The organism is Micromonospora globispora (assembly GCF_003857015.1).
GTDB classification, from domain to species: domain Bacteria; phylum Actinomycetota; class Actinomycetes; order Mycobacteriales; family Micromonosporaceae; genus Micromonospora; species Micromonospora globispora.
In genome coordinates, this window is record NZ_QGGF01000258.1 from 1 (window position 1) to 25,233 (window position 25,233).

At 72.8% G+C, this 25,233-nt stretch carries 22 protein-coding genes and 2 pseudogenes; 13 read left to right on the top strand and 11 right to left on the bottom strand.

The features are described 5' to 3' along the window. The 3 genes and pseudogenes from DKL51_RS35675 to DKL51_RS12090 all read right to left on the bottom strand — a co-directional run. A pseudogene (locus DKL51_RS35675) lies at nt 1-169 on the bottom strand (cell division protein PerM); the annotation flags it as partial. 293 nt (nt 170-462) lie between these two features. Then, nucleotides 463-1,116 (bottom strand): DUF4190 domain-containing protein, encoded by a 654-nt coding sequence (locus DKL51_RS12085; RefSeq protein ID WP_109947696.1) that lies wholly within the window; start codon nt 1,114-1,116, stop codon nt 463-465. 33 nt (nt 1,117-1,149) lie between these two features. Continuing rightward, complete coding sequence (locus DKL51_RS12090; RefSeq protein ID WP_109947697.1) at nt 1,150-1,446, bottom strand: CD225/dispanin family protein; 297 nt, start codon at nt 1,444-1,446, stop codon at nt 1,150-1,152. Between the two features lie 180 nt (nt 1,447-1,626). Here DKL51_RS12090 and purN point away from each other — a divergent pair, with 180 nt between their 5' ends. The 7 genes from purN (at nt 1,627) to mdh (ending at nt 9,849) form a co-directional block, all read left to right on the top strand. Beyond that, on the top strand, nt 1,627-2,247 hold the full coding sequence (gene purN, locus DKL51_RS12095) for a phosphoribosylglycinamide formyltransferase (protein WP_109947698.1): 621 nt from the start codon (nt 1,627-1,629) through the stop codon (nt 2,245-2,247). 76 nt (nt 2,248-2,323) lie between these two features. Beyond that, nucleotides 2,324-3,895 carry a bifunctional phosphoribosylaminoimidazolecarboxamide formyltransferase/IMP cyclohydrolase gene (gene purH / locus DKL51_RS12100; protein ID WP_109947699.1) on the top strand — a complete coding sequence of 524 codons (1,572 nt, stop codon included), beginning with the start codon at nt 2,324-2,326 and terminating at the stop codon, nt 3,893-3,895. Between the two features lie 269 nt (nt 3,896-4,164). Beyond that, on the top strand, nt 4,165-4,647 hold the full coding sequence (locus tag DKL51_RS12105; RefSeq protein ID WP_109947700.1) for a hypothetical protein: 483 nt from the start codon (nt 4,165-4,167) through the stop codon (nt 4,645-4,647). A gap of 172 nt (nt 4,648-4,819) precedes the next feature. Beyond that, nucleotides 4,820-7,453: a beta propeller repeat protein gene (locus DKL51_RS12110; protein ID WP_124812049.1), complete on the top strand. Its 2,634-nt coding sequence runs from the start codon at nt 4,820-4,822 to the stop codon at nt 7,451-7,453. Between the two features lie 107 nt (nt 7,454-7,560). Beyond that, nucleotides 7,561-7,833, top strand: coding sequence for a hypothetical protein (locus tag DKL51_RS12115; protein WP_109947702.1), 273 nt, complete (start codon nt 7,561-7,563; stop codon nt 7,831-7,833). A 102-nt stretch (nt 7,834-7,935) separates the two neighbouring features. Further along, entirely contained in the window at nt 7,936-8,799 is an 864-nt protein-coding gene (locus tag DKL51_RS12120; RefSeq protein ID WP_109947703.1) for a bifunctional methylenetetrahydrofolate dehydrogenase/methenyltetrahydrofolate cyclohydrolase, read from the top strand. A 99-nt stretch (nt 8,800-8,898) separates the two neighbouring features. Next, nucleotides 8,899-9,849: a malate dehydrogenase gene (gene mdh / locus DKL51_RS12125; RefSeq protein WP_109947704.1), complete on the top strand. Its 951-nt coding sequence runs from the start codon at nt 8,899-8,901 to the stop codon at nt 9,847-9,849. Nucleotides 9,850-9,899: 50 nt separating this feature from the next. On the opposite strand, the gene DKL51_RS12130 is transcribed toward mdh, so the two are convergent. Next, nucleotides 9,900-10,691, bottom strand: a complete 792-nt coding sequence (locus DKL51_RS12130; protein ID WP_109947705.1) for an MBL fold metallo-hydrolase — start codon at nt 10,689-10,691, stop codon at nt 9,900-9,902. Nucleotides 10,692-10,822: 131 nt separating this feature from the next. Here DKL51_RS12130 and DKL51_RS12135 point away from each other — a divergent pair, with 131 nt between their 5' ends. Next, entirely contained in the window at nt 10,823-12,040 is a 1,218-nt protein-coding gene (locus DKL51_RS12135; RefSeq protein WP_109947706.1) for an NADP-dependent isocitrate dehydrogenase, read from the top strand. Nucleotides 12,041-12,300: 260 nt separating this feature from the next. On the opposite strand, the gene galT is transcribed toward DKL51_RS12135, so the two are convergent. The 3 genes from galT to cysC form a co-directional block, all read right to left on the bottom strand. Further along, complete coding sequence (galT, locus tag DKL51_RS12140) at nt 12,301-13,374, bottom strand: galactose-1-phosphate uridylyltransferase (protein ID WP_109947707.1); 1,074 nt, start codon at nt 13,372-13,374, stop codon at nt 12,301-12,303. Then, nucleotides 13,371-14,171, bottom strand: coding sequence for a DeoR/GlpR family DNA-binding transcription regulator (locus DKL51_RS12145; protein WP_109947708.1), 801 nt, complete (start codon nt 14,169-14,171; stop codon nt 13,371-13,373). Before DKL51_RS12145 ends, galT begins: the two co-directional genes overlap by 4 nt. 160 nt (nt 14,172-14,331) lie before the next feature. After that, the gene (gene cysC, locus DKL51_RS12150) at nt 14,332-15,861 is read right to left on the bottom strand and encodes an adenylyl-sulfate kinase (RefSeq protein WP_109947709.1); all 1,530 of its coding nucleotides are present in this window, start codon (nt 15,859-15,861) and stop codon (nt 14,332-14,334) included. A 202-nt stretch (nt 15,862-16,063) separates the two neighbouring features. Here cysC and DKL51_RS12155 point away from each other — a divergent pair, with 202 nt between their 5' ends. From DKL51_RS12155 to DKL51_RS12170, 4 genes are read left to right on the top strand one after another with little or no spacing between them, the layout of a single operon-like run. Further along, nucleotides 16,064-16,978, top strand: coding sequence for an ABC transporter ATP-binding protein (locus tag DKL51_RS12155; RefSeq protein WP_109947710.1), 915 nt, complete (start codon nt 16,064-16,066; stop codon nt 16,976-16,978). Beyond that, on the top strand, nt 16,971-17,852 hold the full coding sequence (locus DKL51_RS12160) for an ABC transporter permease (RefSeq protein WP_109947711.1): 882 nt from the start codon (nt 16,971-16,973) through the stop codon (nt 17,850-17,852). The genes DKL51_RS12155 and DKL51_RS12160 overlap by 8 nt, the downstream gene beginning before the upstream one ends. After that, nucleotides 17,849-18,808 carry an ABC transporter ATP-binding protein gene (locus tag DKL51_RS12165; RefSeq protein WP_109947712.1) on the top strand — a complete coding sequence of 320 codons (960 nt, stop codon included), beginning with the start codon at nt 17,849-17,851 and terminating at the stop codon, nt 18,806-18,808. Before DKL51_RS12160 ends, DKL51_RS12165 begins: the two co-directional genes overlap by 4 nt. Before the next feature lie 2 nt (nt 18,809-18,810). Next, nucleotides 18,811-19,521 (top strand): ABC transporter permease, encoded by a 711-nt coding sequence (locus DKL51_RS12170; protein WP_109947713.1) that lies wholly within the window; start codon nt 18,811-18,813, stop codon nt 19,519-19,521. Between the two features lie 60 nt (nt 19,522-19,581). Here the strand turns inward: DKL51_RS12170 and valS are convergent, their stop codons facing one another. The 3 genes from valS to DKL51_RS12185 form a co-directional block, all read right to left on the bottom strand. After that, nucleotides 19,582-22,146: a valine--tRNA ligase gene (gene valS, locus DKL51_RS12175; protein WP_109947752.1), complete on the bottom strand. Its 2,565-nt coding sequence runs from the start codon at nt 22,144-22,146 to the stop codon at nt 19,582-19,584. Nucleotides 22,147-22,264: 118 nt separating this feature from the next. Next, nucleotides 22,265-22,771 carry a methylated-DNA--[protein]-cysteine S-methyltransferase gene (locus DKL51_RS12180; RefSeq protein WP_109947714.1) on the bottom strand — a complete coding sequence of 169 codons (507 nt, stop codon included), beginning with the start codon at nt 22,769-22,771 and terminating at the stop codon, nt 22,265-22,267. Further along, nucleotides 22,768-24,273 (bottom strand): DNA-3-methyladenine glycosylase 2 family protein, encoded by a 1,506-nt coding sequence (locus DKL51_RS12185; protein ID WP_124812050.1) that lies wholly within the window; start codon nt 24,271-24,273, stop codon nt 22,768-22,770. The genes DKL51_RS12180 and DKL51_RS12185 overlap by 4 nt, the downstream gene beginning before the upstream one ends. A 280-nt stretch (nt 24,274-24,553) precedes the next feature. On the opposite strand from DKL51_RS12185, the gene DKL51_RS36285 reads away from it, so the two are divergent. After that, on the top strand, nt 24,554-25,012 hold the full coding sequence (locus tag DKL51_RS36285; RefSeq protein WP_243420457.1) for a hypothetical protein: 459 nt from the start codon (nt 24,554-24,556) through the stop codon (nt 25,010-25,012). A gap of 74 nt (nt 25,013-25,086) precedes the next feature. Here the strand turns inward: DKL51_RS36285 and DKL51_RS36290 are convergent. Continuing rightward, nucleotides 25,087-25,215: pseudogene (locus DKL51_RS36290) on the bottom strand (EamA family transporter); the annotation flags it as partial. Nucleotides 25,216-25,233 lie beyond the last annotated feature (18 nt).

Here is a 25,233-nt window from a genome sequence, read left to right on the forward strand (position 1 = left end):
CGCCGAGCCCGTCGACCGGCCCGCGCGGCAGTCCGGCGAGCAGCGGTACGGCCGGCAGCGCGCCGACGGAGACCTCGCTGGTCCGCACCGCGGTGTCGGTGCCGATGGCGAACCCGGGCCCGAGGAGGTAGGCGGCCGACCAGATGGTGGCGTTCGGCGCGTACGCCGCCGTCTCCGGCGGGCCGCTCGGCGGTGGCCGGCTGGCCGAGATCGGCCCGGTGCCCTGGCAGGTGGCCGGAGTGGCCACCGTGGTCATCGCCGCCGGCGCGCTGCTCAGTGCCGCCGCCACCAAGGTTCTGGCCCGCCCGGCCGGGGCCGAACCCGGCGCACGCCGCCCCGCAGCCCCTCGTCGCTGACCAGGACGCCCGGCGTAACCCGGCGGGCGATCTGGACCCCGGCGGCGCCCCGAGACGGCGAGGGGCGCCCCGGATGCTCCGGAGCGCCCCTGCGGCTGGTCGCCGATCAGGGTTCGGTCGGCAGGTTGAAGTTGCCCACCACGGCCAGGATGATCAGCACGATGCCGAGGCCGGCCCCGATGGCGCCGCAGATCAGACCGGCCTTGGCCTGACCGTCGTTGGTGGCCAGACCCTGTGCGGCCTTCTGCCGGCCGAGGTAGCCGGTGACGACCGCGGCGATGCCCACCGGGATGCCGAGGTACAGGCAGCAGATCAGCGGGATCGAGGCGATACCGAGGATCATCGATACCAGGCCGAGGGTGTTCTGCTGGCCCTGCGGCTGGGGGTAGCCGGCGTTCGGGTAGGTCGGCGCCGCGCCGTAGGGCTGCTGCGCGGCGTACGGGTCCTGGTACGGCGGCGGCTGCCCGTACGGCTGGCCCGAGGTGGGCTGGCCGTACGGCTGCCCGGAGGTCGGCTGGCCGTACGGCTGCCCGGAGGTCGGCTGGCCGTACGGCTGGCCCGACGTCGGCTGCTGCCCGTACTGCGGCGGCTGGGGCTGGGAGTACGGGTCCTGCGGCTGGCCGTACGGCTGGCCGGCCGGGGGCTGCTGACCGTACGGCGCCGCGGGCGGCGGGGCGTACGGGTCCTGGTACTGCGGGGAGGTCGGGTCCTGCGGCGGCTGCTGGCCGTACGGGTCCTGACCGGGGTAACCGGGCTGCATCGGAAGGGGCTCCTCAGACTGGGGGATCGGCTGTCAGTAGCTCGAGTTGTTGCCACCCATGATCGCGCCCACGCCGCCGAGGATGCAGCACAGGATGGAGATGGCCCAGCCGATGAGGCCGATGATGAGCGCCCACTTGGACCACTTCTTCGACTCGGCGGCCGCGGCCTGGGCACCCGCGTAGTCGCCCTGCTGCAGCAGCGGGTTCACCTTGGACGCGTTGATGATGGCCGGGATGGCCAGGGGCCAGAACAGGAAGATCGAGACGATCGACATCGTCATGTTGTTGTCGATCTGCGGCGGCTGCTGCTGCGGGTATCCGGGCTGCATGGGGCGGACTCCTCGTTCCATCGGCACCGCTGCGGCGCCGGTCGGTTGAAGGGTGCGGAGCCGGGCGTACGCCGGGCACCAAGCGACCGGCAGCGTATCGCGCCGGCGCCACCGTAGAGATCAACCGAAACGTCGCTGCCCGAGCGCCGGACGCCCCGACCTGACCGATAGGGTGGCCGCGTGACCGAGCCCGCGTCCGTCGCCCGCCTCGTCGTCCTCGTCTCCGGTTCCGGCAGCAATCTCCAGGCGCTGCTGGACGCCAGCGCCGGCCCCGCGTACGGGGCCCGGGTGGTCGCCGTGGGCGCCGACCGGGACGGCATCGCGGGCCTGGACCGGGCCGCGAAGGCCGGCGTGCCGACTTTCGTCGAGCGGCTCAAGGACCACCCCACCCGGGAGAACTGGGACCGGGCGTTGACCGCGCACGTCGCGGAGCACAAGCCGGACCTGGTGATCAGCGCCGGCTTCCTGAAGCTGGTCGGCCCGCACTTCCTGGCCGCCTTCGGCGACCGCTATCTCAACACCCACAACACCCTGCTGCCGGCCTTTCCCGGCATCCACGGCCCCCGGGACGCCCTCGCCTACGGCGTGAAGATCACCGGAGCCACCCTCTTCTTCGTCGACGCCGGGATGGACACCGGCCCGATCGTCGCCCAGGTCGCCGTGCCGGTGCGCGACGACGACGACGAGGAGACGCTCACCGAGCGCATCAAGGAGGCCGAGCGGCGCCAGCTCGTCGAGCAGGTCGGCCGGCTGGTCCGCGAAGGTTGGACGATCACCGGAAGAAAGGTCACGGTCCCGTGAGCGAGCGTCAGCGAGCGAACCATGGTTACGGCGTGGTGGTGCCTCATGCCGGCGCCGGGCGAAGCGAGGGGGCGGCATGAGCAGCACTCAGGACGAGCGTCGCCCGATTAGGCGGGCGCTGGTCAGCGTCTACGACAAGAGCGGTCTGGTCGAGCTGGCCCAGGCCCTGGACGGCGCCGGGGTGGAGATCATCTCGACCGGCAGCACCGCGTCGACCATCTCCGCGGCCGGCGTCCCGGTGACCCCGGTCGAGCAGGTGACCGGCTTCCCGGAGATCCTCGACGGCCGGGTGAAGACCCTGCATCCAAAGATCCATGGTGGTCTCCTCGCCGATCTGCGCAAGGACTCGCACGTCGCCCAGCTCGACGAGCACGGCATCGGCGGGATCGACCTGCTGGTGTCCAACCTCTACCCGTTCCAGGCCACGGTCGCCTCCGGCGCGTCGCAGGACGAGTGCGTCGAGCAGATCGACATCGGCGGCCCGGCGATGGTGCGGGCCGCCGCCAAGAACCACGCCTCCGTCGCGGTGGTGACCGATGTGTCCGCGTACCCGGCGCTGCTGGCCGCCCTCGGCGAGGGCGGGTTCACCCTGGCTCAGCGCCGGGTGCTCGCCGCCCGCGCGTTCGCCGCGATCGCCGAGTACGACGTGGCCGTCGCCGAGTGGTTCGCCCAGGAGCTCGCCCCGGCCGACGACTGGTGGCCGGAGTTCGCCGGCCTGACGCTGCGCCGCTCGGCGGTGCTGCGCTACGGCGAGAACCCGCACCAGGCGGCCGCCCTCTACACCGACCCGGCCAGCCCGGCCGGTCTGGCGCAGGCGGAGCAGCTGCACGGCAAGGAGATGTCGTACAACAACTACGTCGACGCGGACGCCGCCTGGCGGGCCGCGAACGACTTCGCCGACCAGCCGGCGGTGGCGATCATCAAGCACGCCAACCCGTGCGGCATCGCAGTCGGCGTGGACGTCGCCGAGGCGCACCGCAAGGCGCACGCCTGCGACCCGGTGTCCGCGTACGGCGGCGTGATCGCGGTGAACCGCCCGGTGAGCGTGGAGTTGGCCCGGCAGGTGGCGGAGATCTTCACCGAGGTGCTGGTGGCGCCCGGCTTCGACGAGGGCGCGGTCGAGATCCTCCAGGCGAAGAAGAACATCCGGCTGCTGCGTGCCCCGGCCTTCAACCCGCTGCCGGCCGAGTGGCGGCAGGTCACCGGCGGCGTCCTGGTCCAGCTGCGGGACCGGATCGACGCCGACGGGGACGACCCGGCGAACTGGCGGCTGGCCACCGGCGAGGCGGCCGACGAGGCCACCCTGCGCGACCTCGTCTTCGCCTGGCGGGCGGTCCGCGCGGTGAAGAGCAACGCGATCCTGCTGGCCAAGGAGGGCGCCACCGTCGGCGTCGGCATGGGCCAGGTCAACCGGGTCGACTCGGCGCAGCTCGCGGTCACCCGGGCCGGCGCGGACCGGGCCCGTGGCGCGGTCTGCGCCTCGGACGCGTTCTTCCCGTTCGCCGACGGGCCGAAGATCCTCATCGACGCGGGCGTCCGGGCGATCGTGCAGCCCGGTGGCTCGATCCGCGACGAGGAGGTCATCGCCGCGGCGAAGGAGGCCGGCGTGACCATGTATCTCACCGGCACCCGCCACTTCTTCCACTGATCTCGACCTCGACCGGGGAAGGGCGCGGCACCGGCCGCGTCGCTTCCCCGGCTGAGTCTCCACTGGGGAGCGGTCCGCGGGGTCCGGCGGTGACGACCGAAAGGACGATCATCGAGCCGTTGCCCATCAACAACCGTTGTTGCTAGCGTGGTTCGGTATCCCCCGATCGACCCTCCCCGTTCTCCTCGCGGCCCCGTCTCCGGCCCGCGGCCGGTCCGGCCGCCCGCCCGAGCGGCCTGCGACACCCTTCACTCCCGGCAGGACTGCCCATGCGCGTGCTGGACCGGCTGACCGCCGTCGCCGTCGCCATGGCGTTCGTCCTGGTCGGCCTGGGTGCCCCGGTCCGCGGGGAGACCCCGCTACCCGGCGCGGTGGTCACCGCCGCGCACCGGTCGATCGTCCACGACGCGCCGCCCGTCGTTCCTCCCGACGCGCGGCACGTCGACGCCCCGGTCACCACGCCAGAACCTGCCGCACCGCCGTCCGGTGACCCCCGGGCGCTCGTGGATCGCCTCGGGCACCGCGACGCTCCGCCGGACGCGCGGGCGGAGGCTCCTGGCGGACTGCGCGGTGACCACCGCGCCGGCGTCGGTCTTACCGACGGACCGGACGATCTCCTCCTCGACGTCGCGGTGCGGGTCGGCGGCACGCCGACCGCCGCCGTTACGTCGACCAGTTACCGGCAGCCGGCCGCGCCGCTGCCGCCCCGGGGCACCCTGCCCACCCGGGCCCCACCGGCCGCGCTCCGCTGACCCTTCCCGGTCGCCGCTTCCGGGCGCCTGACGTTCCGTCGATGCCCGCTGCCCGGACAGGTCGCTCTGGACAGTGCTCGTCTGATCACCACCACCCTGGGTCGCCATCCGCGATCCGTGGTTCCCCTCCCCGGGCCACCCGCCCGGGTCCACTGAATCCTGGAGGATTCGCATGTCGAAATCCCGCTGGCGCAAGCCGGCGATAATCGCGGGCGCGCTGGTGCTGACCGCCGCGCTCGGGGGCGTCGCGGCCACCAACCACGAGGTCCTCGAGGCCCTCGGCCTAGCCAAGGAGCCCGGCGCCGGCCTGCCCATGCAGCCGCGCGAACGCGCCGAGATGCTCGCCGGCGAGGACCCGGCGGAGGCCGGCGAGGAAGCCTTCGAGGCCCGCACCATCGCCGAGCAGTTCGCCCAGCCGCGGTACGCCCCGGGCATCGTCTCGCCCGGCGCCTACTCCGCCGCGTACAGCCAGCTCGGCTCGCTGTCGGTGACCAAGGGCAACTGGCGCGAGGTGACCAAGATCCGGTACGACGCGGACGACCCGCGCTACCGCGACTACGCCTCGAACTCCTCCGGCGGTGCCGGTGACGTGACCGGCCGGGTGACCGGCCTGGCGGCGGACAAGAGCGGCTACGTCTACGCGGCCGGCGCGGACGGCGGCGTCTGGCGCTCGTCCACCGGCGGCGGCAACTGGACGCCGATCGCCGACCAGCTGCCCACCCTCTCCAGCGGTGACCTGGTCCTCGCCTCCGACGGCTCGCTCTGGTACGCCACCGGCGAGGCCAACACCGGTGGCACCTCGTACGTCGGCGCCGGCGTCTACCGGCTCGGCAGCCCGAAGAGCAGCCAGTTCAGCAGCAGCGACCGGGTCGGCGGCTCGGAGCTGGAGAGCACCGTCATCAACAAGCTCCGGTTCTTCGACGGCAAGGTCTGGGCCGCCACCAACCGGGGTCTGTACTCGCACGCGATGAGCAGCACCTCCGGCTCCTGGAAGCTGGAGTTCGCGCCGAACCCGAGCTACCTGCCGGGCGGGGCGAACGCGGGCACGGCCAACGCGGCGTACAAGAACATCGTGAACGACGTGGCCGGCGACCCGCGCGACGCCAAGCACGTCGTCGTGGCGTCGGCTTGGCGTTCGGGTGACACCTACAACGGCTTCTACGAGACCGCCGACTACACCGCCGGCGGCTGGACGAAGGTCAACCCGACCGGTGCCATCCCGGCCGACGACATCGGTTACGTGACGTTCGCCTTCTCGGCCGACGGCGGCAAGCTGTACGCGATCAACCAGTCGCCGAGCTTGCTGAACAAGCCGACCGGCAACGTGAACAGCTACCTCGACGGCATCTACGTCTCCAACAACGGCTCGCCCTCGGGTCCGTGGAGCAAGATCGCTGACTCGCAGAAGCTGGGCAGCTCCGGTTCCGCGCTCAAGCAGACCGTGATCGGCAAGGGCTACGGGCCGGGCATCCAGGCCTGGTACAACCAGTTCCTGACGGTCGACCCGGCCAACCCGAACCACCTCTGGGCGGGCCTGGAGGAGGTTTACGAGAGCACCGACGCCGGTGCCACCTGGAAGACCATCGGCCCGTACTGGAACTTCTACTTCTCCTGCTGGAACATCAGCGACAGCAAGAACACCTGCCCGGACTCGACCCACCCGGACCAGCACTCGGTGGCGGTGGGCGATGGGTTCGTCTACGTCGGCAACGACGGTGGTGTCTACCGCCGGCCGATCAACGGCCAGACCAACAAGGACGGGCACGCCACCGACTGGAAGAGCCTGAACGACGGCTCGATGGACGCACTGCAGTACTACTCGGTCGCGGTCGGCAAGGACCCGGCCAAGGCCGGCACCGTGGTTTCCGGCGGTCTGCAGGACAACGGCGCCTCGATCCTGCGCCCCGGCGACACGGTGATGGGCTCGCACTTCGGCGGTGACGGCGGCGACGCGCAGGCCGACCCGGCCAACGGCTGCAAGCAGGTCCAGGAGTACACCAACCTGGCCATGCGGGTGACCGAGAACTGCAACGAGAACCCGGGCCCGGGCACGCTGGAGACCTCCACCTCGCGGGACATCCGGCCGTACACCTCGTCGCCGGGTGACGAGCCGGCCCGGTTCATCGCACCGTTCGCGCCGGACGACCACGACGCCAACGGCTGGGTCGCCGGTGGCCGGCACGTCTGGGTCAACACCAAGGGCTACTCCATCCAGGACGGCAAGGGCTGGACGAACGTCTTCGACCTGGGCGCGGGCCACACCGCCACGTCGGTCGCCGTCTCCGGCGGCACGGCGTACGTCGGCTGGTGCGGGCCGTGCAACAACGACCACTTCGCCCGGGGCGTCGCGGTCGGCAAGGTGAACGACCCGGCCAGTTGGCACCAGCTGACCCTGTCGGCGGACTTCCCGAACCGGTTCGTGCAGGGCGTCGGGGTCGACCCCGCCAACCCGTCGCACGCGTTCCTGGCGATCAACGGGTTCTCCCGGCGGTTCACCGAGGGCCCGGGCGCCGGCTTCGGCCACGTCTACGAGACGACCGACGCGGGCGCGACCTGGAAGGACGTCTCGGCGAACCTGCCGGACGTGCCGGCCAGCTCGATCAAGGAGCTGTCCAACGGCGCTCTGGTGCTCGCCACTGACCTGGCCACGTTCTACCGCGCGCCCGGCGCGACCGACTGGCAGCGGCTCGGCACCGGCCTGCCGCTGACCGTCGGCATGGACGTCGAGTACAACGCGGTCGACAACTCGGTCTACGTGGCCACGCACGGCCGCGGCATCTGGGCGTTCGACCTCGCCCAGCTCTGATCCGAGGCGAATGCAGGAGGCCCCGTCCCCTTCCTCCGGGGGCGGGGCCTCCGTCGTCCGGGCCGATCCGTCGGAACGGGTCGCGCGGCCTCGCGTCGAAGAGGTACGTGCCGCCGCCGGGCGGCCGTCCACCGAAGACGGGGGCCGACGATGCGGGCCGCGGTCCGACCGTCGAGGCCGCCCTCGCCGACCTGGCCCGCCAGGTCTCCGCGGCAGGTCTCCGCGGGCCGGTGACCTGGACGGAGCTCTCCGCGGCCTCCCCGGACGGGCGGACCTCGACCTGGCTGCTCTCGGTCGGCGGCCGAGCGCGTCTCACCGCGCTCGTCGAGCACGCCACCGACGCCGAATTGACCGCGACCCCCGACGTTCCCTGCGCCTGACCCGCCGGACAGCGGTGACGCAGAGTGGCGAAAGGTGGGTAACCGGTCGCCACGGTTCGCTGGTCGTCCGTCGGGGGACCGGGAACGTGAGACGATCTGGACGTGACGGCGACGATCCTGGACGGCAAGGCGACCGCGGCGGAGATCAAGGACGAGCTGCGGGTGCGGGTCAAGGCACTGGCGGAGCGCGGCATCACCCCCGGGCTGGGCACGGTCCTGGTCGGCGCCGACCCCGGCTCGCAGGCGTACGTCAACGGCAAGCACCGCGACTGCGCCGAGGTGGGCATCGCCTCGATCCGGCGGGAACTGCCCGTTGACGCCACCCAGGGGCAGCTCGACGAGGTGCTCGCCGGCCTCAACGCCGACCCGGCCTGCCACGGCTACATCGTCCAGCTGCCGCTGCCGGCGCACCTGGACACCCAGCGGGCGCTGGAGATGATCGACCCGGACAAGGACGCCGACGGCCTGCACCCGGTCAACCTGGGCCGGCTGGTGCTCGGCTACGAGGGCCCGCTGCCCTGCACGCCGCGCGGGATCGTCGAGCTGCTCCGCCGGTACGACGTGGCGCTGCGCGGCGCCAAGGTCGCGCTGGTCGGCCGGGGCAACACGGTGGGCCGCCCGCTCGGCCTGCTGCTCACCCGGCGCAGCGAGAACGCCACCGTGACGCTGTGTCACACCGGCACCCTCGACCTGGCCGCACACACCCGGGCGGCCGACATCGTCATCGTGGCGGCCGGCGTGCCGGGCCTGCTCACCGCCGACATGATCACTCCGGGCGCGACGGTGGTGGACGTCGGCATCACCCGGGTGATCGGCCCGGACGGCAAGGGTCGCTACACCGGCGACGTTGACCCGGAGGTCGCCGAGGTGGCAGGCAAGCTCGTGCCGATGCCGGGCGGTGTCGGCCCGATGACCCGGGCCATGCTGCTGACCAACGTCGTCGAGCGCGCCGAGCGGCAGGACTGACCACCCAAGCACGTCATAACCGTCCGCCCCTGGCCTGATCGGTGCCAGGATGGCTGATACGGTCCGGAAAACCGACTGGTATCAGGGAGTGGGACGACCATGGGTAAGAAGGTCACTGTCGTCGGAGCCGGCTTCTACGGCTCCACCACCGCACAGCGCCTGGCCGAGTACGACGTCTTCGACACCGTCGTGATCACCGACATCGTGGAGGGCAAGCCGGCGGGTATCGCGCTGGACCTCAACCAGTCGCGTCCGGTGGAGGGCTTCGAGACCAAGGTCGTCGGCGTCACCACCGGCCCGAACGGCGAGGGTTACGAGGCGATCGAGGGCTCGGACGTGGTCGTGATCACCGCCGGCCTGCCGCGCAAGCCGGGCATGAGCCGGATGGACCTGCTGGAGACCAACGCCAAGATCGTCCGCCAGGTCGCCGAGAACGTCGCCAAGTACGCCCCGAACGCCGTCGTTCTCGTCGTCTCCAACCCGCTGGACGAGATGACCGCGCTGGCCCAGCTCGCCACCCAGTTCCCGAAGAACCGGGTCCTCGGCCAGGCCGGCATGCTGGACACCGCCCGGTTCACCAACTTCGTGGCCGAGGCGCTGAGCGTACCGGTGAAGTCCGTGAAGACGCTGACCCTCGGCTCGCACGGCGACACGATGGTCCCGGTGCCGTCCAAGAGCACCGTCAACGGCAAGCCGCTGCGTGACGTCATGCCGGCCGAGCAGATCGAGGAGCTCGTCGTCAAGACCCGCAACGGTGGCGCCGAGGTGGTCGCGCTGCTGAAGACCGGCTCGGCGTACTACGCCCCGTCGGCCGCCGCCGCCCGGATGGCCAAGGCCGTCGCGGAGGACTCCGGCGACGTCATGCCGGTCTGTGCCTGGGTCGACGGGCAGTACGGTATCTCCGGCGTCTACCTGGGCGTCGAGGCCGAGATCGGCGCCGAGGGCGTCAAGCGGGTCGTCGAGACCGACCTGGACGCCGACGAGCTGGCCGCCCTGAAGGAGGCCGCCGAGGCCGTCCGCGCCAAGCAGAGCGACATCTCCAACATGTGACACCCGCGCGAAGGGGCACACCGGTCCGCCGGTGTGCCCCTTCGCCGTTCCTACCCGAGCGGCACGAACGGGTCGCCCAGGTGGGGGTTGGCCAGGGTTGCCGGGCCGTGGGCGGTCAGGGCGGGTAGGAGGGCCATCCGGGACGCGCGGGCCGTTGGCGGGTCCTCCTCGTGGGCGTACGCCAGGCCGGGCTCGACCAGTTGGACGGCGTGCACCAGCAGGTCGCCGGTGACCAGCAGCCGGTCGTCGCCGGCGTCGACGAGCACCGACTGGTGACCGGGGGTGTGCCCGGGCGTGCTCAGCACGCGTACCGCCGGGGTGAGGGCGGTGTCGCCGTCGACCACCCGGAGCTGGCCGGCGGCGCGCAACGGCCCGACCAGCCGGGCCGGCAGCTCGGGGTGGAACAGTTCCAGCGCGTCCAGCTCGGCCTGCTGCACCAGGTGGTCCGCCTGGGTGAACAGGGAACCCGCCCAGCCGATGTGGTCGCTGTGCAGGTGGGTGAGCACCACCGTCCGGACGTCCGACGGGTCGATCCCGGCGGCGGCCAGCTCCTCCGGGAGTCGACCGGGTACCGGCGCCCAACTGGCGGCGGGCGAGTCCGCCGGCCCGATGCCGGCGTCGACCAGGGTGACCGGCCCGTCCCCGGCGCGCAGCGCGAAGCAGCGGAACGGCAGCCACCACCGGCCGTCCCGGGTGACGGTCGCCGGGTCCCGCGCGTCGGCGGCCCGCCAGTGCGCGGGCGTGGCGTCGGGGAACGCCTCCTCCCGGGGCTGGAAGAAGGGCCCCGCTCCGTCCACCAGTGCGGTGACCGTGATAGACCCGACCGTGTGAGTCAGCGGCATCCGGGAAGGATGTCACCGCGCCCCGTTGCGGGCGACCCCGTGGCAGGGGTGAGGCCGGCTGGGGAGCCCCGGTCAGTTTCCAGTACGCTCGTACTGCTTGAGCACGTGTCCCCCGAGAGGAGCGCCGGCCGATGGCGAAGATCAAGGTAAACAACCCGGTCGTGGAAATCGACGGCGACGAGATGACCCGGATCATCTGGAAGCAGATCCGGGAGCAGCTGATCCTGCCCTACCTCGACGTCGACCTGCACTACTACGACCTGTCGATCCAGCACCGTGACGAGACCGACGACCAGGTCACCGTCGACGCCGCCAACGCCATCAAGCAGCACGGCGTGGGTGTCAAGTGCGCCACCATCACCCCGGACGAGGCCCGGGTGGAGGAGTTCGGCCTGAAGAAGATGTGGCGGTCGCCGAACGGCACGATCCGGAACATCCTCGGCGGCGTCGTCTTCCGCGAGCCGATCATCATGTCCAACGTGCCGCGGCTCGTCCCCGGCTGGACCAAGCCGATCATCATCGGCCGGCACGCCCACGGCGACCAGTACAAGGCCACCGACTTCGTCGTCCCCGGCCCGGGCACGGTGACCATCACCTACACCCCGGCCGACGGCGGCGCCCCGATGGAGATGGAGGTCGCCAACTTCCCCGGCGGCGGCGTCGCCATGGGCATGTACAACTTCGACGACTCGATCCGGGACTTCGCCCGCGCCTCGATGCGCTACGGCCTCGACCGCGGTTACCCGGTCTACCTGTCGACCAAGAACACCATCCTCAAGGCGTACGACGGCCGGTTCAAGGACATCTTCGCCGAGGTCTTCGAGGCGGAGTTCAAGGACCAGTTCGCCGCTGCCGGCATCACCTACGAGCACCGGCTGATCGACGACATGGTCGCCGCCGCGCTCAAGTGGGAGGGTGGCTTCGTCTGGGCCTGCAAGAACTACGACGGTGACGTGCAGTCCGACACCGTCGCGCAGGGCTTCGGCTCGCTGGGCCTGATGACCTCCGTGCTGATGACCCCGGACGGCCGTACGGTCGAGGCCGAGGCGGCGCACGGCACCGTCACCCGGCACTACCGGCAGTACCAGAAGGGCGAGAAGACCTCGACCAACCCGATCGCGTCGATCTACGCCTGGACCCGCGGCCTGGCCCACCGGGGCAAGCTGGACAACACCCCGGCGGTCACCGAGTTCGCCAACACCCTGGAGCAGGTCATCGTGGCGACCGTCGAGGGCGGCCAGATGACCAAGGACCTCGCGCTGCTCATCTCGCGCGACGCCCCGTGGCTGACCACCGACGAGTTCATGAACGCGCTCGACGAGAACCTGGCCCGCAAGCTGTCCGTCTGATTTCGTCCCGCGTCACCGACCGAGCCCGCCGGCACCCGCCGGCGGGCTCCGTCGTACCCGGGCTCCGTCACCCGACCTGGTCCCGCCTCGTTGACCAGGGTGGACGCGATGCCAGTCTCGTCCAGGAAGGTTGACCGCGGTCGCCTCGCGGCATGAGTGCCGATCAGCCAGCCTTCCCGGCTGTCGCGCACAGCCAGCCGTCCCTTCCCTGCGGGGGGCCCTGTCCCGGGCCCCCCGCGCCCTGTCTCCCGGGTCCGGAGTCAGGCGGCGCGGAGCAGTTCGGCGGCGCGTTCCGGGGCGATGTCGTTGATGAAGACGCCCATCCCCGACTCGGATCCGGCGAGGTACTTCAACTTGTCCTTCGCGCGGCGGATGGTGAACAGCTGCAGGTGCAGGTGTCCCAGCTCCCGGTCGACGTGCACCGGCGCCTGGTGCCACGCCGCGATGTACGGCATGGGCAGGTCGAACAGCCCGTCGAAGCGGCGCAGCACGTCGAGGTAGAGCGGCCCGAAGGCGTCCCGCTCGGCGTCGGTCAGCGCGGGGATGTCTGGCACCGGCCGGTGCGGAGCCACGTGCACCTCGAACGGCCAGCGGGCGGCCGCCGGGACGTACGCCGTCCAGTGCTCGTTGCTGGCGACGATCCGCTCGCCGGCGGCGCGTTCGGCGGCGAGCACGTCGGCGTAGAGGTTGCCGCCGGTCCGCTCGGCGTGCCGGCGTGCGGCGGCGAGCATGGTGCGGGTCCGCGGCGTGACGAACGGGTACGCGTAGATCTGGCCGTGCGGGTGGTGCAGGGTCACCCCGATCTCCACGCCCCGGTTCTCGAACGGGAAGATCTGCTCGACCCCGGGCAGCTCGCCGAGGGCGGTGGTCCGGTCGGCGAGCGCGTCCAGCACGCTGCGCACCCGGCGCGGGGAGAGGCCGGCGAACGAGGCGTTGTGGTCGTCGGTGAAGCAGACCACCTCGCACCGGCCGCGGCCCGGGCGGACCGGGGTGAACGGGGTGATCTCGGCCGGCTCATCGGCGACCCGCTGGCTCAGCGAAGGGAAGCGGTTCTCGAAGACCGCGACGTCGTAGCCGGGGGCCGGGATCTCGGTGAGCCGGCTTGCGGTCGACGGGCAGAGCGGGCACTGGTCGGCGGGCGGCAGGAAGGTGCGGGTCTGCCGGTGCACCGCGACCGCCACCCACTCGTCGGTGAGCGGGTCGTAGCGGAGCTGGGAGGCCGGTGGCGGCGGGGGCAGCTCGCGCCGGTCGGGCTGGTCGCGGACTGCGTCGTCCCGCTCGTCGAAGTAGATCAGCTCGCGGCCGTCGGCCAGTTCGATCTGCGTACGCTTCACTCCGCCTCCTCCGTGGCCCGCCCCGCGCTCCGCACGATCATCAGCTCGTCCACCTTCTCGTCGAGTACCCGACGGGCCTCCGGGGGCAACCGGTCGTCGGTGATGAGCACGTTCGCGGCGTCCAGCCCGACGATCGAGGAGATGCCGACCGTGCCCCACTTGGTGTGGTCGGCGAGGACGACCAGCCGGTCGGCGGCCGCCACCAGGGCCCGGTCGGTGTCCGCCTCCATCAGGTTGGGCGTGGTGAAGCCGGCCCGTCCGCTGATCCCGTGTACGCCGAGGAAGAGCAGGTCCAGGTGGAGCGAGGCGATCGCCGACACGGCCAGCGGCCCGACCAGCGCGTCGGAGGGGGTACGGAGGCCGCCGGTGAGCACCACGGTCTGGTCCGGCCGACCGCCGACGTGCAGGATCTCGGCCACCGGCAGCGAGTTGGTCACCACCGTCAGCCCCGGTACGTCGACCAGGCGACGGGCCAGCTCGGCGGTGGTCGTACCGGCCGACAGGGCGATCGCGGCGCCGGGCTGGACGAGTTGCGCGGCCCGGGTGGCGATGGCCGCCTTCTCGGCGGACTGGCGGACCGACTTGGCCCGGAAGCCGGGCTCGTCGGTGGAGCTCGGGCCGGCGATCGTGGCCCCGCCGTGCACCTTGGCCAGCAGGCCCTGCTCGTGCAGCGTGTCGAGGTCCCGCCGGATGGTCATGTCGGAGACGCCGAACTCGGCGGCCAGTTCGGTCACGCGTACGCCGCCGGTGCTGCGGACGCGCTCCAGGATGGCCGCCTGCCGCTGCCGCGCCAGCATCCGCCGTACCTCCGGGCTTCGTGACCACGTGCCCACGCGGTCGAACGTGTTCCAACAAAGCTGAACACTAGCGCGCAGCAGGGGACGACGGAAGGAGCGGGTGGCGAGCGCAGCCGACGCCGCCGCCCGGCGAGGCGGACGGCGGCGGACGTCGGACGGATCAGGCGGGCTGGAGGCGGGGCTCCACCCAGCCGGTCTCGGTCAGGTGGTTCATCACGACCTGGACCGCCTCGGCGATGGTCATGTCGGTGGTGTCCACCACCAGGTCGGCGTCGGTCGGCTCCTCGTACGGGTCGTCGATGCCGGTCATCCCGGTGAGCAGGCCGGCCCGGGCCCGCGCGTACAGGCCCTTGCGGTCGCGCTGCTCGCACACCTCCAGCGGGGTGGCGACGTGGACCAGCAGGAAGCCGGCCCCGGCGGCGGTCGCCATCTCCCGGGCGGCCGCCCGCCCCGCCGCATACGGGGCGATGGGGCAGCAGATGGCGACGCCCCGGTGCCGGGCGATCTCGGCGGCCACCCAGCTGATCCGGCGGACGTTCGTGTCCCGGTCGGCCTTGCTGAAGCCGAGCCCCTTGGAGAGTTCCCGGCGCACCACGTCGCCGTCGAGCAGGGTGACCGTGCGGTCGCCGCCCTCGCGCACCGCGTCGGCCAGGCCCCGCGCGATGGTCGACTTGCCGGAGCCGGAGAGGCCGGTGAAGAAGATCACCAGGCCCCGGTGCCGGCGCGCCGGGCGCGCCCGGGCCAGCTCCTTGGCCACCGCCGGCGGGGTGTGCCACTCGGGCAGCGGGAAGCCCCGGTCCAGCAGGTCCTCGATCTCCTCCTGGCTCAGCGCCGACCGGCGGTTGCGCGGAGGGATGTCCTCCCGCCAGCGCCACTGCCCGTCCCGGTTGTCGTAGGCCAGCTCCCTGGGCACCAGCACCCGCAGGCCGGCGCCGGAGAGCATCTCGCCGGTGGAGAGCAGGTGGGTCACCCCGTACGCGGCGGCGACCCGGGCCCGCAGCAGCGCGTCGCTGATCTCGTCGCGCCGCCGGGCCAGCGGCACCGCGACCAGGGTGGCCGGGGGCATCCGGTCCCGGGCGGCGAAGACGGTACGGACCAGCGCCTCGGCCGGCAGCCCACCGGTCGACTCCTCGCCCACCGGAATCATCACCAGCAGGTGCGCGCCGAGCGTGCGGGCGGCGTGCGCGATCTGGGCGAGCTGCGGCCGGTGCAGCGGACGGTCGGCGAAGACCCCGAGCACCCGGCCCGGGGGCAGCAGCGCCTTGACCTCGTCGGGGCTGCGGCGCAGCCGCTGGAACGGCCCGTGACCACCGTCGCCGAACCGGCGGACCCGCCCGCCGACGCCCACCGTGCCGTCCCGGGCGGGCCACACGTCGGTCACGTCCATCGCGGCCACCGGGGCGCCCTCGCCGTCGGTGAGCACCAGCGCCCGGCGCAGCGGATCGTCCAGCTCCAGACCCTCGGCGAGCGCGGCCGGCACCTGCAGGGTCACCGGTACCGACCAGGGCGTCCCGTCGGCGAGCCGGCCACGGCGGCGGAGCGACGCCAGATCCGCGCGGGTCATGAAACCGGTCAGCGGGGCGTACGCCCCGCTGAGCAGCAGTTCGAGGTCGGCCAGCTCGCTGGTGCGGGGCGCGTACGCCGGCGCATCCCGTAACACGTCCTCGGGCAGCACCCACCCGTTGCTCATCGAACCCCCACTCACCGGCCGGCACACAGTTTCTCAGCCCACCGGCGATCGGTCGAGAGCGGCACTCCACCTGCCGGCCACCGGCCGTTCGCCCGGAGCCCCGCCCACTGCCCCGCGAACGCGTACCCCTAGTGGGGGAACGCGGCAGGATCAGGGGCGCGCCGGATGTACCGAGGGGCACCTGGTTCCTACGCTGAGCAGCGTGACACTGATCGCGACCGAGTCGCTGACCAAGACGTACGGAGGTCGAGTCAGCGCGTTGGCCGACCTGACCGTCGCGGTCGAGCCCGGGATCATCGGCCTGGTCGGCGCGAACGGCGCCGGCAAGTCCACATTGATCAAGATCCTGCTCGGCCTGCTGGCACCGACCAGCGGCCGGGTCTCCGTGCTCGGCCTCGACCCGACCACCGACCCGGCGGCGGTGCGCGCCCGGGTCGGCTACATGCCGGAACACGACGCCCTCCCGCCCGACCTCTCCGCTGCGGAGCTGGTCACCCACCTCGGCCGGATCAGCGGGCTGCCGCGCACCGTCGCTCGCGAACGGGCCTCCGAGGCGCTGCGCCACGTCGGCCTCCACGAGGAGCGCCACCGTGCCGTCGGCGGCTACTCCACCGGCATGAAGCAGCGGGTGAAGCTCGCCCAGGCTCTGGTGCACGACCCCGACCTGCTGCTCCTCGACGAGCCGACCAACGGCCTCGACCCGGCCGGCCGGGACGCCATGCTCGCGCTGATCCACCGGATCGGCACCGAGTTCGGCATCTCGGTGCTGGTCTGCTCGCACCTGCTCGGTGAGGTGGAACGGATCTGCGACACGCTGGTCGCGATCGACGGCGGGCGGCTGCTCCGCGCCGACCGGGTCGCCGCGATGACCACCGCCACCGACGTGCTCGCCGTCGAGGTCAGCGAGGGTACGGACGACCTCGCCGCCCGGCTCGCCGCGCTCGACCTGCCGGTGTCCCGCGACGGGCGGCTGCTGCTCGTCCCGCTCGCCGACGACGCCACGTACGACCTGATCCTCGGCGCGGTCGCCGAGCTGGACCTGCCGCTGCACCGGCTGGACCAGCGCCGGCACCGGGTGGCCGAACTCTTCGCCACGAGGGAGCCCAGCCATGCCTGAGCCGACCGGCGTCATCCACGACATCGGCTATCAGCGCTACACCGGCCCGCGGCTGGGCCGCCGGCATGTCTTCGGCGCGCTCTACGTGCACGGCCTGCGGACCGCGTTCGGGCTGGGGCGGAGCGCCAAGGCGAAGATCTTCCCCTGGCTGGTGGTCGGCATCGTGCTGGTCGTCGCCGCGGGGGTGACCGCGGTGCGCAGCCAGACCGGCCAGGCCGTCATGACGTACGCCCGGTTCGTCGACACTATGAGCTGGCTGGTCATCTTCTTCGTCGCGGTGGTCGCTCCGGAGCTGGTCTCCCGTGACCTGCGCAGCGGCGTGCTGCCGCTCTACTTCTCCCGGCCGCTGCCCCGCGGCGACTACGCGCTGGCCAAGCTCGGCGCGCTGGTCACCGCGCTCTGGCTGCTGCTCGGCGCGCCGCAGCTGGTGATGTTCCTCGGCGCCGCGTTCACCACCAAGGACGGGCTGCACGGGGTATGGACCGAACTCGGCGACGTGCTTCCCAGCCTGCTCTACGCCGCCCTGTGGGCGCTCGTCTTCGCCTCGGTCGGGCTGCTCATCGCCTCGCTCACCAGCAAGCGGGCGTTCGCCGCCGGCGGCATCGTGGCCGCGTTCCTGATGACCGCGCCGATCGTGGGCGTCCTGTCGATCATGCCGTCCCGGACGGTCAACGAGCTGGCCATGCTCGCCTCGCCGTCCTTCCTCCTCCATGCCGTCGGCCTGTGGGCCTTCGGCGACAAGCTGGAACCCGGCGCGGCGGCGGACCAGATGATCGGCGACTTCGGGCCGGTCTACGTGGGCGCCGCCGTGCTGCTGGTGGCCGGCTGCGTCGCCCTGCTGCTGTTGCGATACCGGAAGGTGGCCGCCCGATGACCACGATCATTGCGGGCCCGCAGACGGCGGTCCCGACCACGCCCGCGTCCACCCTCGACCTCGCCGGCGTCTCCCGCTGGTACGGCAACGTGGTGGCGGTCAACGACGTCACGATGCGCCTCGGCCCCGGCGTGACCGGGCTGCTCGGCCCGAACGGCGCCGGCAAGACCACGCTGCTGCACATGATGGCCGGCTTCCTCGCCCCCTCCCGCGGCGCGGTCACCCTGGACGGCGAGCCGACCTGGCGCAACCCCGGCGTCTACCGCCGGCTCGGGCTGGTCAGCGAGCGGGAGGCGGTGCACACCTTCCTCACCGCGTACGAATTCGTGCTGGCCAGCGCGAAGCTGCACCGGCTGCCCGACCCGGAGGCCGCGGCCCGCCGGGCGATCGCCCTGGTCGAGATGGAGGACGCGCAGGACCGGCGGATCGGCACGTACTCCAAGGGCATGCGGCAGCGCACCCGGGTGGCCGCCGCCCTGGTGCACGACCCGCAGGTGCTGCTCCTGGACGAGCCGTTCAACGGGATGGACCCGCGGCAACGGCTGCATATGATGGCGCTGCTGCACTCCCTCGGCGACGCCGGCCGGACCATCCTGTTCAGCTCGCACATCCTGGAGGAGGTCGAGCAGGTCTCCGGCACCGTGCAGGTGATGGTCGCCGGCCGGCTCGCCGCCTCCGGTGACTACCGCACCATCCGCCGGCTGATGACCAACCGGCCGCACGTCTTCGCGGTCCGCTCCACCGACGACCGGGCCCTCGCGGTCGCCCTGATCGCCGAGGAGTCGGTGACCGGGGTGGAACTGGGTCGCGACGGGCTCACCGTCCGGGCCGGCGACTACGGCGCCTTCACCCGGGCGCTACCGAAGATCGCGCTGGCCCGGGGCATCCGGGTCCGCGCGCTGACACCCGAGGACGAGTCCCTGGAGAGCGTCTTCTCGTACCTGGTGGGGGCCTGACGATGTCGACGGTTACCTGGATCACCGCGCGCGGACTCTTCGGCCGGCGCCGGTTCCTGCTGCTGCTCCCGCTGCCGGCGCTGCTGCTGGTGCTGGCGGTGACCTCCCGCTCCCTCGGCGTGGACCCGAGCCAGTGGGGGCCGCCGGTGCTGGTCGGGCTCGGGCTGGCCGTGGTGCTGCCGGTGGTCGCGCTGATCGTCGGCACCGGCGTGCTCGGCGCCGAGATCGACGACGGCACGGTGGTGCACATCCTCACCAAGCCGTTGCCGCGCTGGCAGATCGTGCTGCCGAAGCTCGCGGTCGCGGCCGGCGTCACCGCGGCCACCGTCGCCGTCCCGCTCTACGTCGCGGGCGTCCTCGCGCATTCGGTACGCCTCGGACTGGCGCTCGCCGCCGCGTCGGCGCTCGGCGCGCTCGCGTACTCGGCGCTGTTCCTGGCGCTGAGCCTGGTCACCCGGCGGCCGGTCCTGCTCGGCCTGGTCTACGTGCTGATCTGGGAGGGGCTGCTCGGCCGGTTCGTGGACGGCACCAAGGTGCTCTCCATCCAGCAGTGGGTGATCGCCCTCGCGGATCGGATGGCCCCCACCGACCTGCTCTCCACCACGGTCTCCGTCCCGGTCGCCGCGGTGCTCACCGCCCTGGTCAGTGTCGGTTTCACGGTGCTGGCCGTCGACCGCCTCCGCTCCTTCTCCGTCGCCGGCGAAACCAGCTGACCCACCCCACCCGCCTCCCGCCCGCTCCCCGCATCGGCGCGAGCGGGAGGCGGGGGCGGGTCAGAAGGCGCAGGCGATGACGAGTTCCGGCGTGCGGTTGGGGAGCAGGTCGAGTTTCCCGATGCGGCCGGCGGCGCGGAGGTCGTCGGCGACGAGGGTGAGCTGATCCAGCACCGCGGCCGGGCCGAGCGCCTCGGCGAGCGGCACCTCCGCCTTCATCGACAGTTTCCGCTCCGACTTCGCCCGGCGCACCTGGCTCAGCGCGTCCCCGGCGAGGCGCAGCAGCGCCGGATCACCGGGAGCCTGGATCGCCCGGCCCACCTCGTACGTGGTGGGCCAGGGGGCCCGGTGCACCGAGCCGTACCGCCACCAGGACCAGACCTCCTCGGTGACGAACGGCAGCACCGGTGCGAACAGTCGCAACTGCACCGACAGCGCGGTGGCCAGCGCCGCCCGCGCCGAGTCGGCCCCCGGCCCGGAGCCGTAGGCGCGCTCCTTCACCAGCTCGATGTAGTCGTCGCAGAACCGCCAGAAAAACGCCTCCGTGGCCATCAGGGCCGCGGTGTGGTCGTACCCGTCGAAGGCGGCGGTCGCGGCGGCGACCACGCCGGAGAGTTCGGCGAGCATGGCGGTGTCCAGCGGCTCGGTCGCCGGGGCGCGCAACGCGTCGGCGGCGCCCAGCCCGAGGGCGAACCTCGACGCGTTGAGCAGCTTGGTGGCCAGCCGGCGGCCCACCTTGATCTGCGCCGGGTCGAAGGCCAGGTCCATCCCGGGCTTGCCGCTGGCCGCCCAGTACCGGACCGCGTCCGAGCCGTGCTGCTCCAGCAGCCCCATCGGGGTGACCACGTTCCCCTTGGACTTCGCCATCTTCTTGCGGTCCGGGTCGAGGATCCAGCCGGAGAGCACCGCATCCCGCCACGGCAGCACCCCGTGCTCCAGATGGGAGCGGACCACGGTGGCGAAGAGCCAGGTCCGGATGATCTCGTGCGCCTGCGGGCGCAGGTCCATCGGGAAGACCCGGCGGAACAGATCCTCGTCGGTCTCCCAGCCGCCGACGATCTGCGGGGTCAGCGACGAGGTGGCCCAGGTGTCCAGCACGTCGGGGTCGCCGACGAAGCCGCCCGGCACGCCGCGCTGCGACTCCTCGAATCCGGCCGGCGCCTCACTGGACGGGTCGACCGGCAGCATCGACTCGTCCGGTGTGAGAGGGTGGGACCGGTCCGGCTCGCCAGCGTTGTCGAGCCGGTACCACAGCGGCACCGGCACCCCGAAGAAGCGCTGCCGGCTGACCAGCCAGTCCCCGGTCAGGCCGCTCACCCAGTGCTCGTACCGGTGTTTCATGTGCTCCGGCACCCAGTGCAGCTCCTCGCCCCGGGCCAGCAGCTCCGCGCGCAACTCGGGTTCGCGGCCGCCGTTGCGCAGGTACCACTGCCGGGTCGAGACGATCTCCAGTGGCCGATCGCCCTTCTCGTAGAACTTGACCGGGTGGGTGATCGGGCGCGGCTCGCCGACCAGGTCACCCGCGTCGGCCAGCAATTCGACCAGGGTCCGCCGGGCGCCGTTGACCGTCTGCCCGGCCAGCGCCGCGTACGGCTCCGCGGGCACGCCGGCCGGCGGCTCGGGGAGCAGCCGGCCGTCCCGGCCGATCACCACCCGGGTGTCGAGCTGGAGATCCCGCCACCAGGCCACGTCGGTCAGGTCACCGAAGGTGCAGACCATCGCGATGCCGGTGCCCTTGGCCGGGTCCGCCAGCGGGTGCGCGCGCACCGGCACCCCGACCCCGAAGACCGGCGTACGCACCGTCGCGCCGACCAGGTCGGCGTACCGCTCGTCGTCGGGGTGACAGACCAGCGCCACACACGCCGGCAGCAGCTCCGGTCGGGTGGTGTCGATCAGCACCTCACGCCCGCCCGGCCCGTGGAACCGCAGCCGGTGGTACGCCCCGGGCCGCTCCCGGTCCTCCAGCTCCGCCTGCGCCACGGCGGTGGCGAAGCCGACGTCCCAGAGCGTCGGCGCCTCCGCCTGGTACGCCTCGCCGCGGGCCAGGTTGCGCAGGAACGCCCGCTGCGAGGTCGCCCGGGCCATCCAGCCGATCGTGGTGTACGTCAGCGACCAGTCCACCGACAGCCCGAGCCGGCGCCACAGCGCCTCGAAGGCCTCCTCGTCGGCGACCGTCAGCAGCTCGCACAGCTCGATGAAGTTGCGCCGGGAGACCGAGACCGGGTTCTTCCGGGCGGCGTCGTCCACCGGAGCGGCGGGCGGGACCCAGTCCGGGTCGTACGGCAGGCTCGGGTCGCAGCGCACCCCGTAGACGTTCTGCACCCGACGCTCGGTGGGCAGGCCGTTGTCGTCCCAGCCCATCGGGTAGAAGACGGCCTTGCCGCGCATCCGCTGGAACCGCGCCACGGTGTCGGTGTGCGTGTACGAGAAGACGTGTCCCATGTGCAGCTCGCCGGATACGGTCGGCGGCGGGGTGTCGATCGCGTATACGTCCGCCCGCTCCTTGGAGCGGTCGAACGCGTACGTGTCCTCCTCCTGCCAGCGGCGCGCCCAGCTCTCCTCGAGCCCGTCCAGGGTGGGACGCTCGGGGATGCCGGCGCGGGCCGTCCTCGCCGTATCAGTCATCAGCCGATCGTAGGCACCCGGTGACGCCGCGACCACGAGTTAACCGTGGCCCGCGTGTCCGGGACGGCTCAGATCAGCGAGTCGCGCCACGGTCACGCCTCTGTCATCTTTCCGTCACTCAGCGCTGCCGAGCCTCGTGGTCGAGGAGCCACCGCTTCACGTCCAGCCCCCAGCGGTAGCCGCCGAGGCTGCCGTCGGTGCGCAGTACCCGGTGGCAGGGGACGAAGAGGGCGGCGGCGTTGCGGGCGCAGGCCGCCGCGGCGGCGCGTACCGCGGCGGGGCGGCCGGCGAGCCCGGCGAAACCGGTGTACGTCACCGGCTCGCCCGGCTTGACCTCCCGCAGCACCTGCCAGGCGTGCGTCATGAACACCCCGCCGCTGTGCTGCTCGACCGGCACCGCGTCGATCGCGGCCAGGTCGCCGTCCAGGTAGGAGCGGACGGCGGCGGTCACCGGGCCGAGGTCGGACCGGTCCCGCAGATCGCCGCGGAGGCTCGGGTGGGTCAGCGGCAGCAGGCTCGCCGGGGTGGCGGTGAAGCCGGCCGCGCGGACCGCGCCGTCCGGGCCGGCGAGGATGCTCAGCGGGCCGGCGGGCGTCGGGAGGACACTGCTGTCCAGTGTGGTCATGCTGCTCTCCAGAGTCGGATCACCGCGTACGACCGCCAGGGGCGCCAGCGGTCGGCGTACGCGTCGAGGGTCTTCGGGTCGTCGGGCAGGCCGAGCGCGGTCGCGCCCCGGCGCACGGCGAGATCGGTGGGGAGGAAGGCGTCCGGGTCGCCGAGGGCCCGCATCGCCACGTAACCGGCGGTCCAGGCGCCGATCCCGGGCAGCGCGGTCAGCCGCCGTACGGCCTCCTCCCGGTCCCCACCCGGATCGAGATCGAGCTCTCCGTCAGCCACCGCCCGGGCCAGCCCGCGGATCGTCTCCCGCCGCACCCCCGGCATCCCGAACGCCTCATCCGGCAACCGCAACACCTCCTCGGCACTGACAAACCTCCGCAGCTCCCGCCCGTGCTCGCGCTGATCATGAAGTTGTTGTCCCGACACGCCGCGTTCGGTGGCAACAACTTCATGATCATCGGGGTCAGCGGTGGGGGTGGTGGCCTGGAGGAGGCGGGTGAGGGTGGTGCGGGCGGCGCGCACGGAGACCTGTTGGCCGATGATGGCGCGCAGCGCCATCTCGAAGCCGTCGACGGCGCGGGGGAGTCGGATGCCGGGTTCCGCGGCCACCGCCGGGGCGAGGGCAGCGTCGGCGGCCAGGGTTTCGTCGATGGCGACGGGGTCGGCGTCGAGGTCGAGCAGGCGGCGGCAGCGGGCCACCGCGGGCGCCAGGTCGCGCATGTCGGCCAGGCGCAGGGTGGCCGCGACGTGCCCGTCGGCCGGGGTCAGCGCGGCCTCACCGACCCCGTGCGGCAGCCGCAACCACCGGCGGTACGTCCCGTCGCGTACCTGCTCCACACCGGGCAGCGCCCGGACGGCGAGGAAGTCCAGCAGCGCCGCCGCGTGCAACGGCGGCCGGTACGCCAGCCGCAGCGTGATCGTCCCCGCCCCGCCTGCCGCGGGGCGGCTTCCCCGGGTGGCCCGCAGCTCGGACGGGGCCGTCCCGTACACCTCGCGGACGGTGTCGTTGAACTGCCGTACGCTGCCGAACCCGGCGGCGAACGCGATCTCGGCCATGCCCAGCCCGGTGGTCTCGATGAGGATCCGGGCGGTCTGGGCGCGCTGGGCGCGGGCCAGCGCGAGCGGCCCGGCCCCCATCTCGGCGCGGAGCATCCGGTGCAGGTGCCGCTCGGTGTAGCCGAGCCGCGCGGCCAGCCCCGGTACGCCGTCCCGGTCGACCACCCCGTCGGCGATCAGCCGCATCGCCCGGCCGACCACGTCGGCGCGGACGTCCCACTGCGGCGAGCCCGGTGCCGCGTCGGGGCGGCACCGGCGGCAGGCCCGCAGCCCGGCACCCTGCGCGGCGGCCGCCGAGGGGAAGAACCGTACGTTCTGCCGCTTCGGGGTCATCGCCGGGCAGGACGGCCGGCAGTAGATCCCGGTCGACGTCACGCCGGTGTAGAACCAGCCGTCGAAACGCTGGTCGCGGCTGTCGACCGCCCGGTAGCACCGCTCGAAGTCCAACTCCACGCCACCGATACTGCCTCGCTGGCCGGGGCCTCGGCTGGCGGGATTCGGACCTGGCCGTGGCGGGCCCCTCGGGGCGGCTCCCGGACCACCCGGGGGACCCGGTCCCATCCGTCGGCCCGCCGCCACCGACGCGCCGGGCCGAGCCCCAGCTCAACGGCGCTTTCCCTTGTCGGACAACGGGTTCCGGTCGAAAACTGTCGGTCGTGGTCGGTACCGTCCCGCCACCAACTCAAGAAAAGGTGCGGGGAATGGCGAGCGTGGCCGGGCGAGGTGCCCGCTGATGCGGTCCGGACGGACGGGGCTGGACCGCGCGGTGGTGCAGGGCTTCTACGACCGGATGCGGGTGGTGGCGCCGGCCGCGTACGGCGCGATCGAACGGGACCGGGCCGACGACCCGGGGCGGGCCTTCTCCGAGACCGCCTGCGGCCGGCTCGTCGCCTCGCTCGACCCGGCCGGGCTCCGCGCGCTCGGCATGTGGGCGCATCACTGGTGCATGCGGTTCTACGACGACGACACCCGGGTGGGCCTGCGGCTGGTCCGGGAGATCGCCCGGCGCACCGGGCTGGGCTGGACGGCCGATGAGGTGCGCTGGCTGCTCGACCAGTCGGCCGCGGCCGGCGCGGCGGCTGAGCACCGGTTCACCCTGCCGCTCGCGGCGGCCGCCGAGGTGCCCTGCGGCGCGCTGCCCGAGCTCCGGTTCGCCTCCGGCGACGACCAGCCCCGCCTGCTTGCCGGCTGACCGGGGAGCTGGCCGAGCACCATCGCGGCGATCGCGACGGCGAAGCCGACGAGCTGCACCGGGCTGAGCGCCTGCGCCAGCACCAGCCAGCCGAGCGCGGCGGCGGTCAGCGGGCTCAGCGCGCCCAGCACGGACACCTGGGTCAGCGGCAGCCGCGCCGCGCCCCGGAACCACAGCGCGTACGCGCCGGCGGTGCCGACCAGCCCGAGCCAGGCGTACCC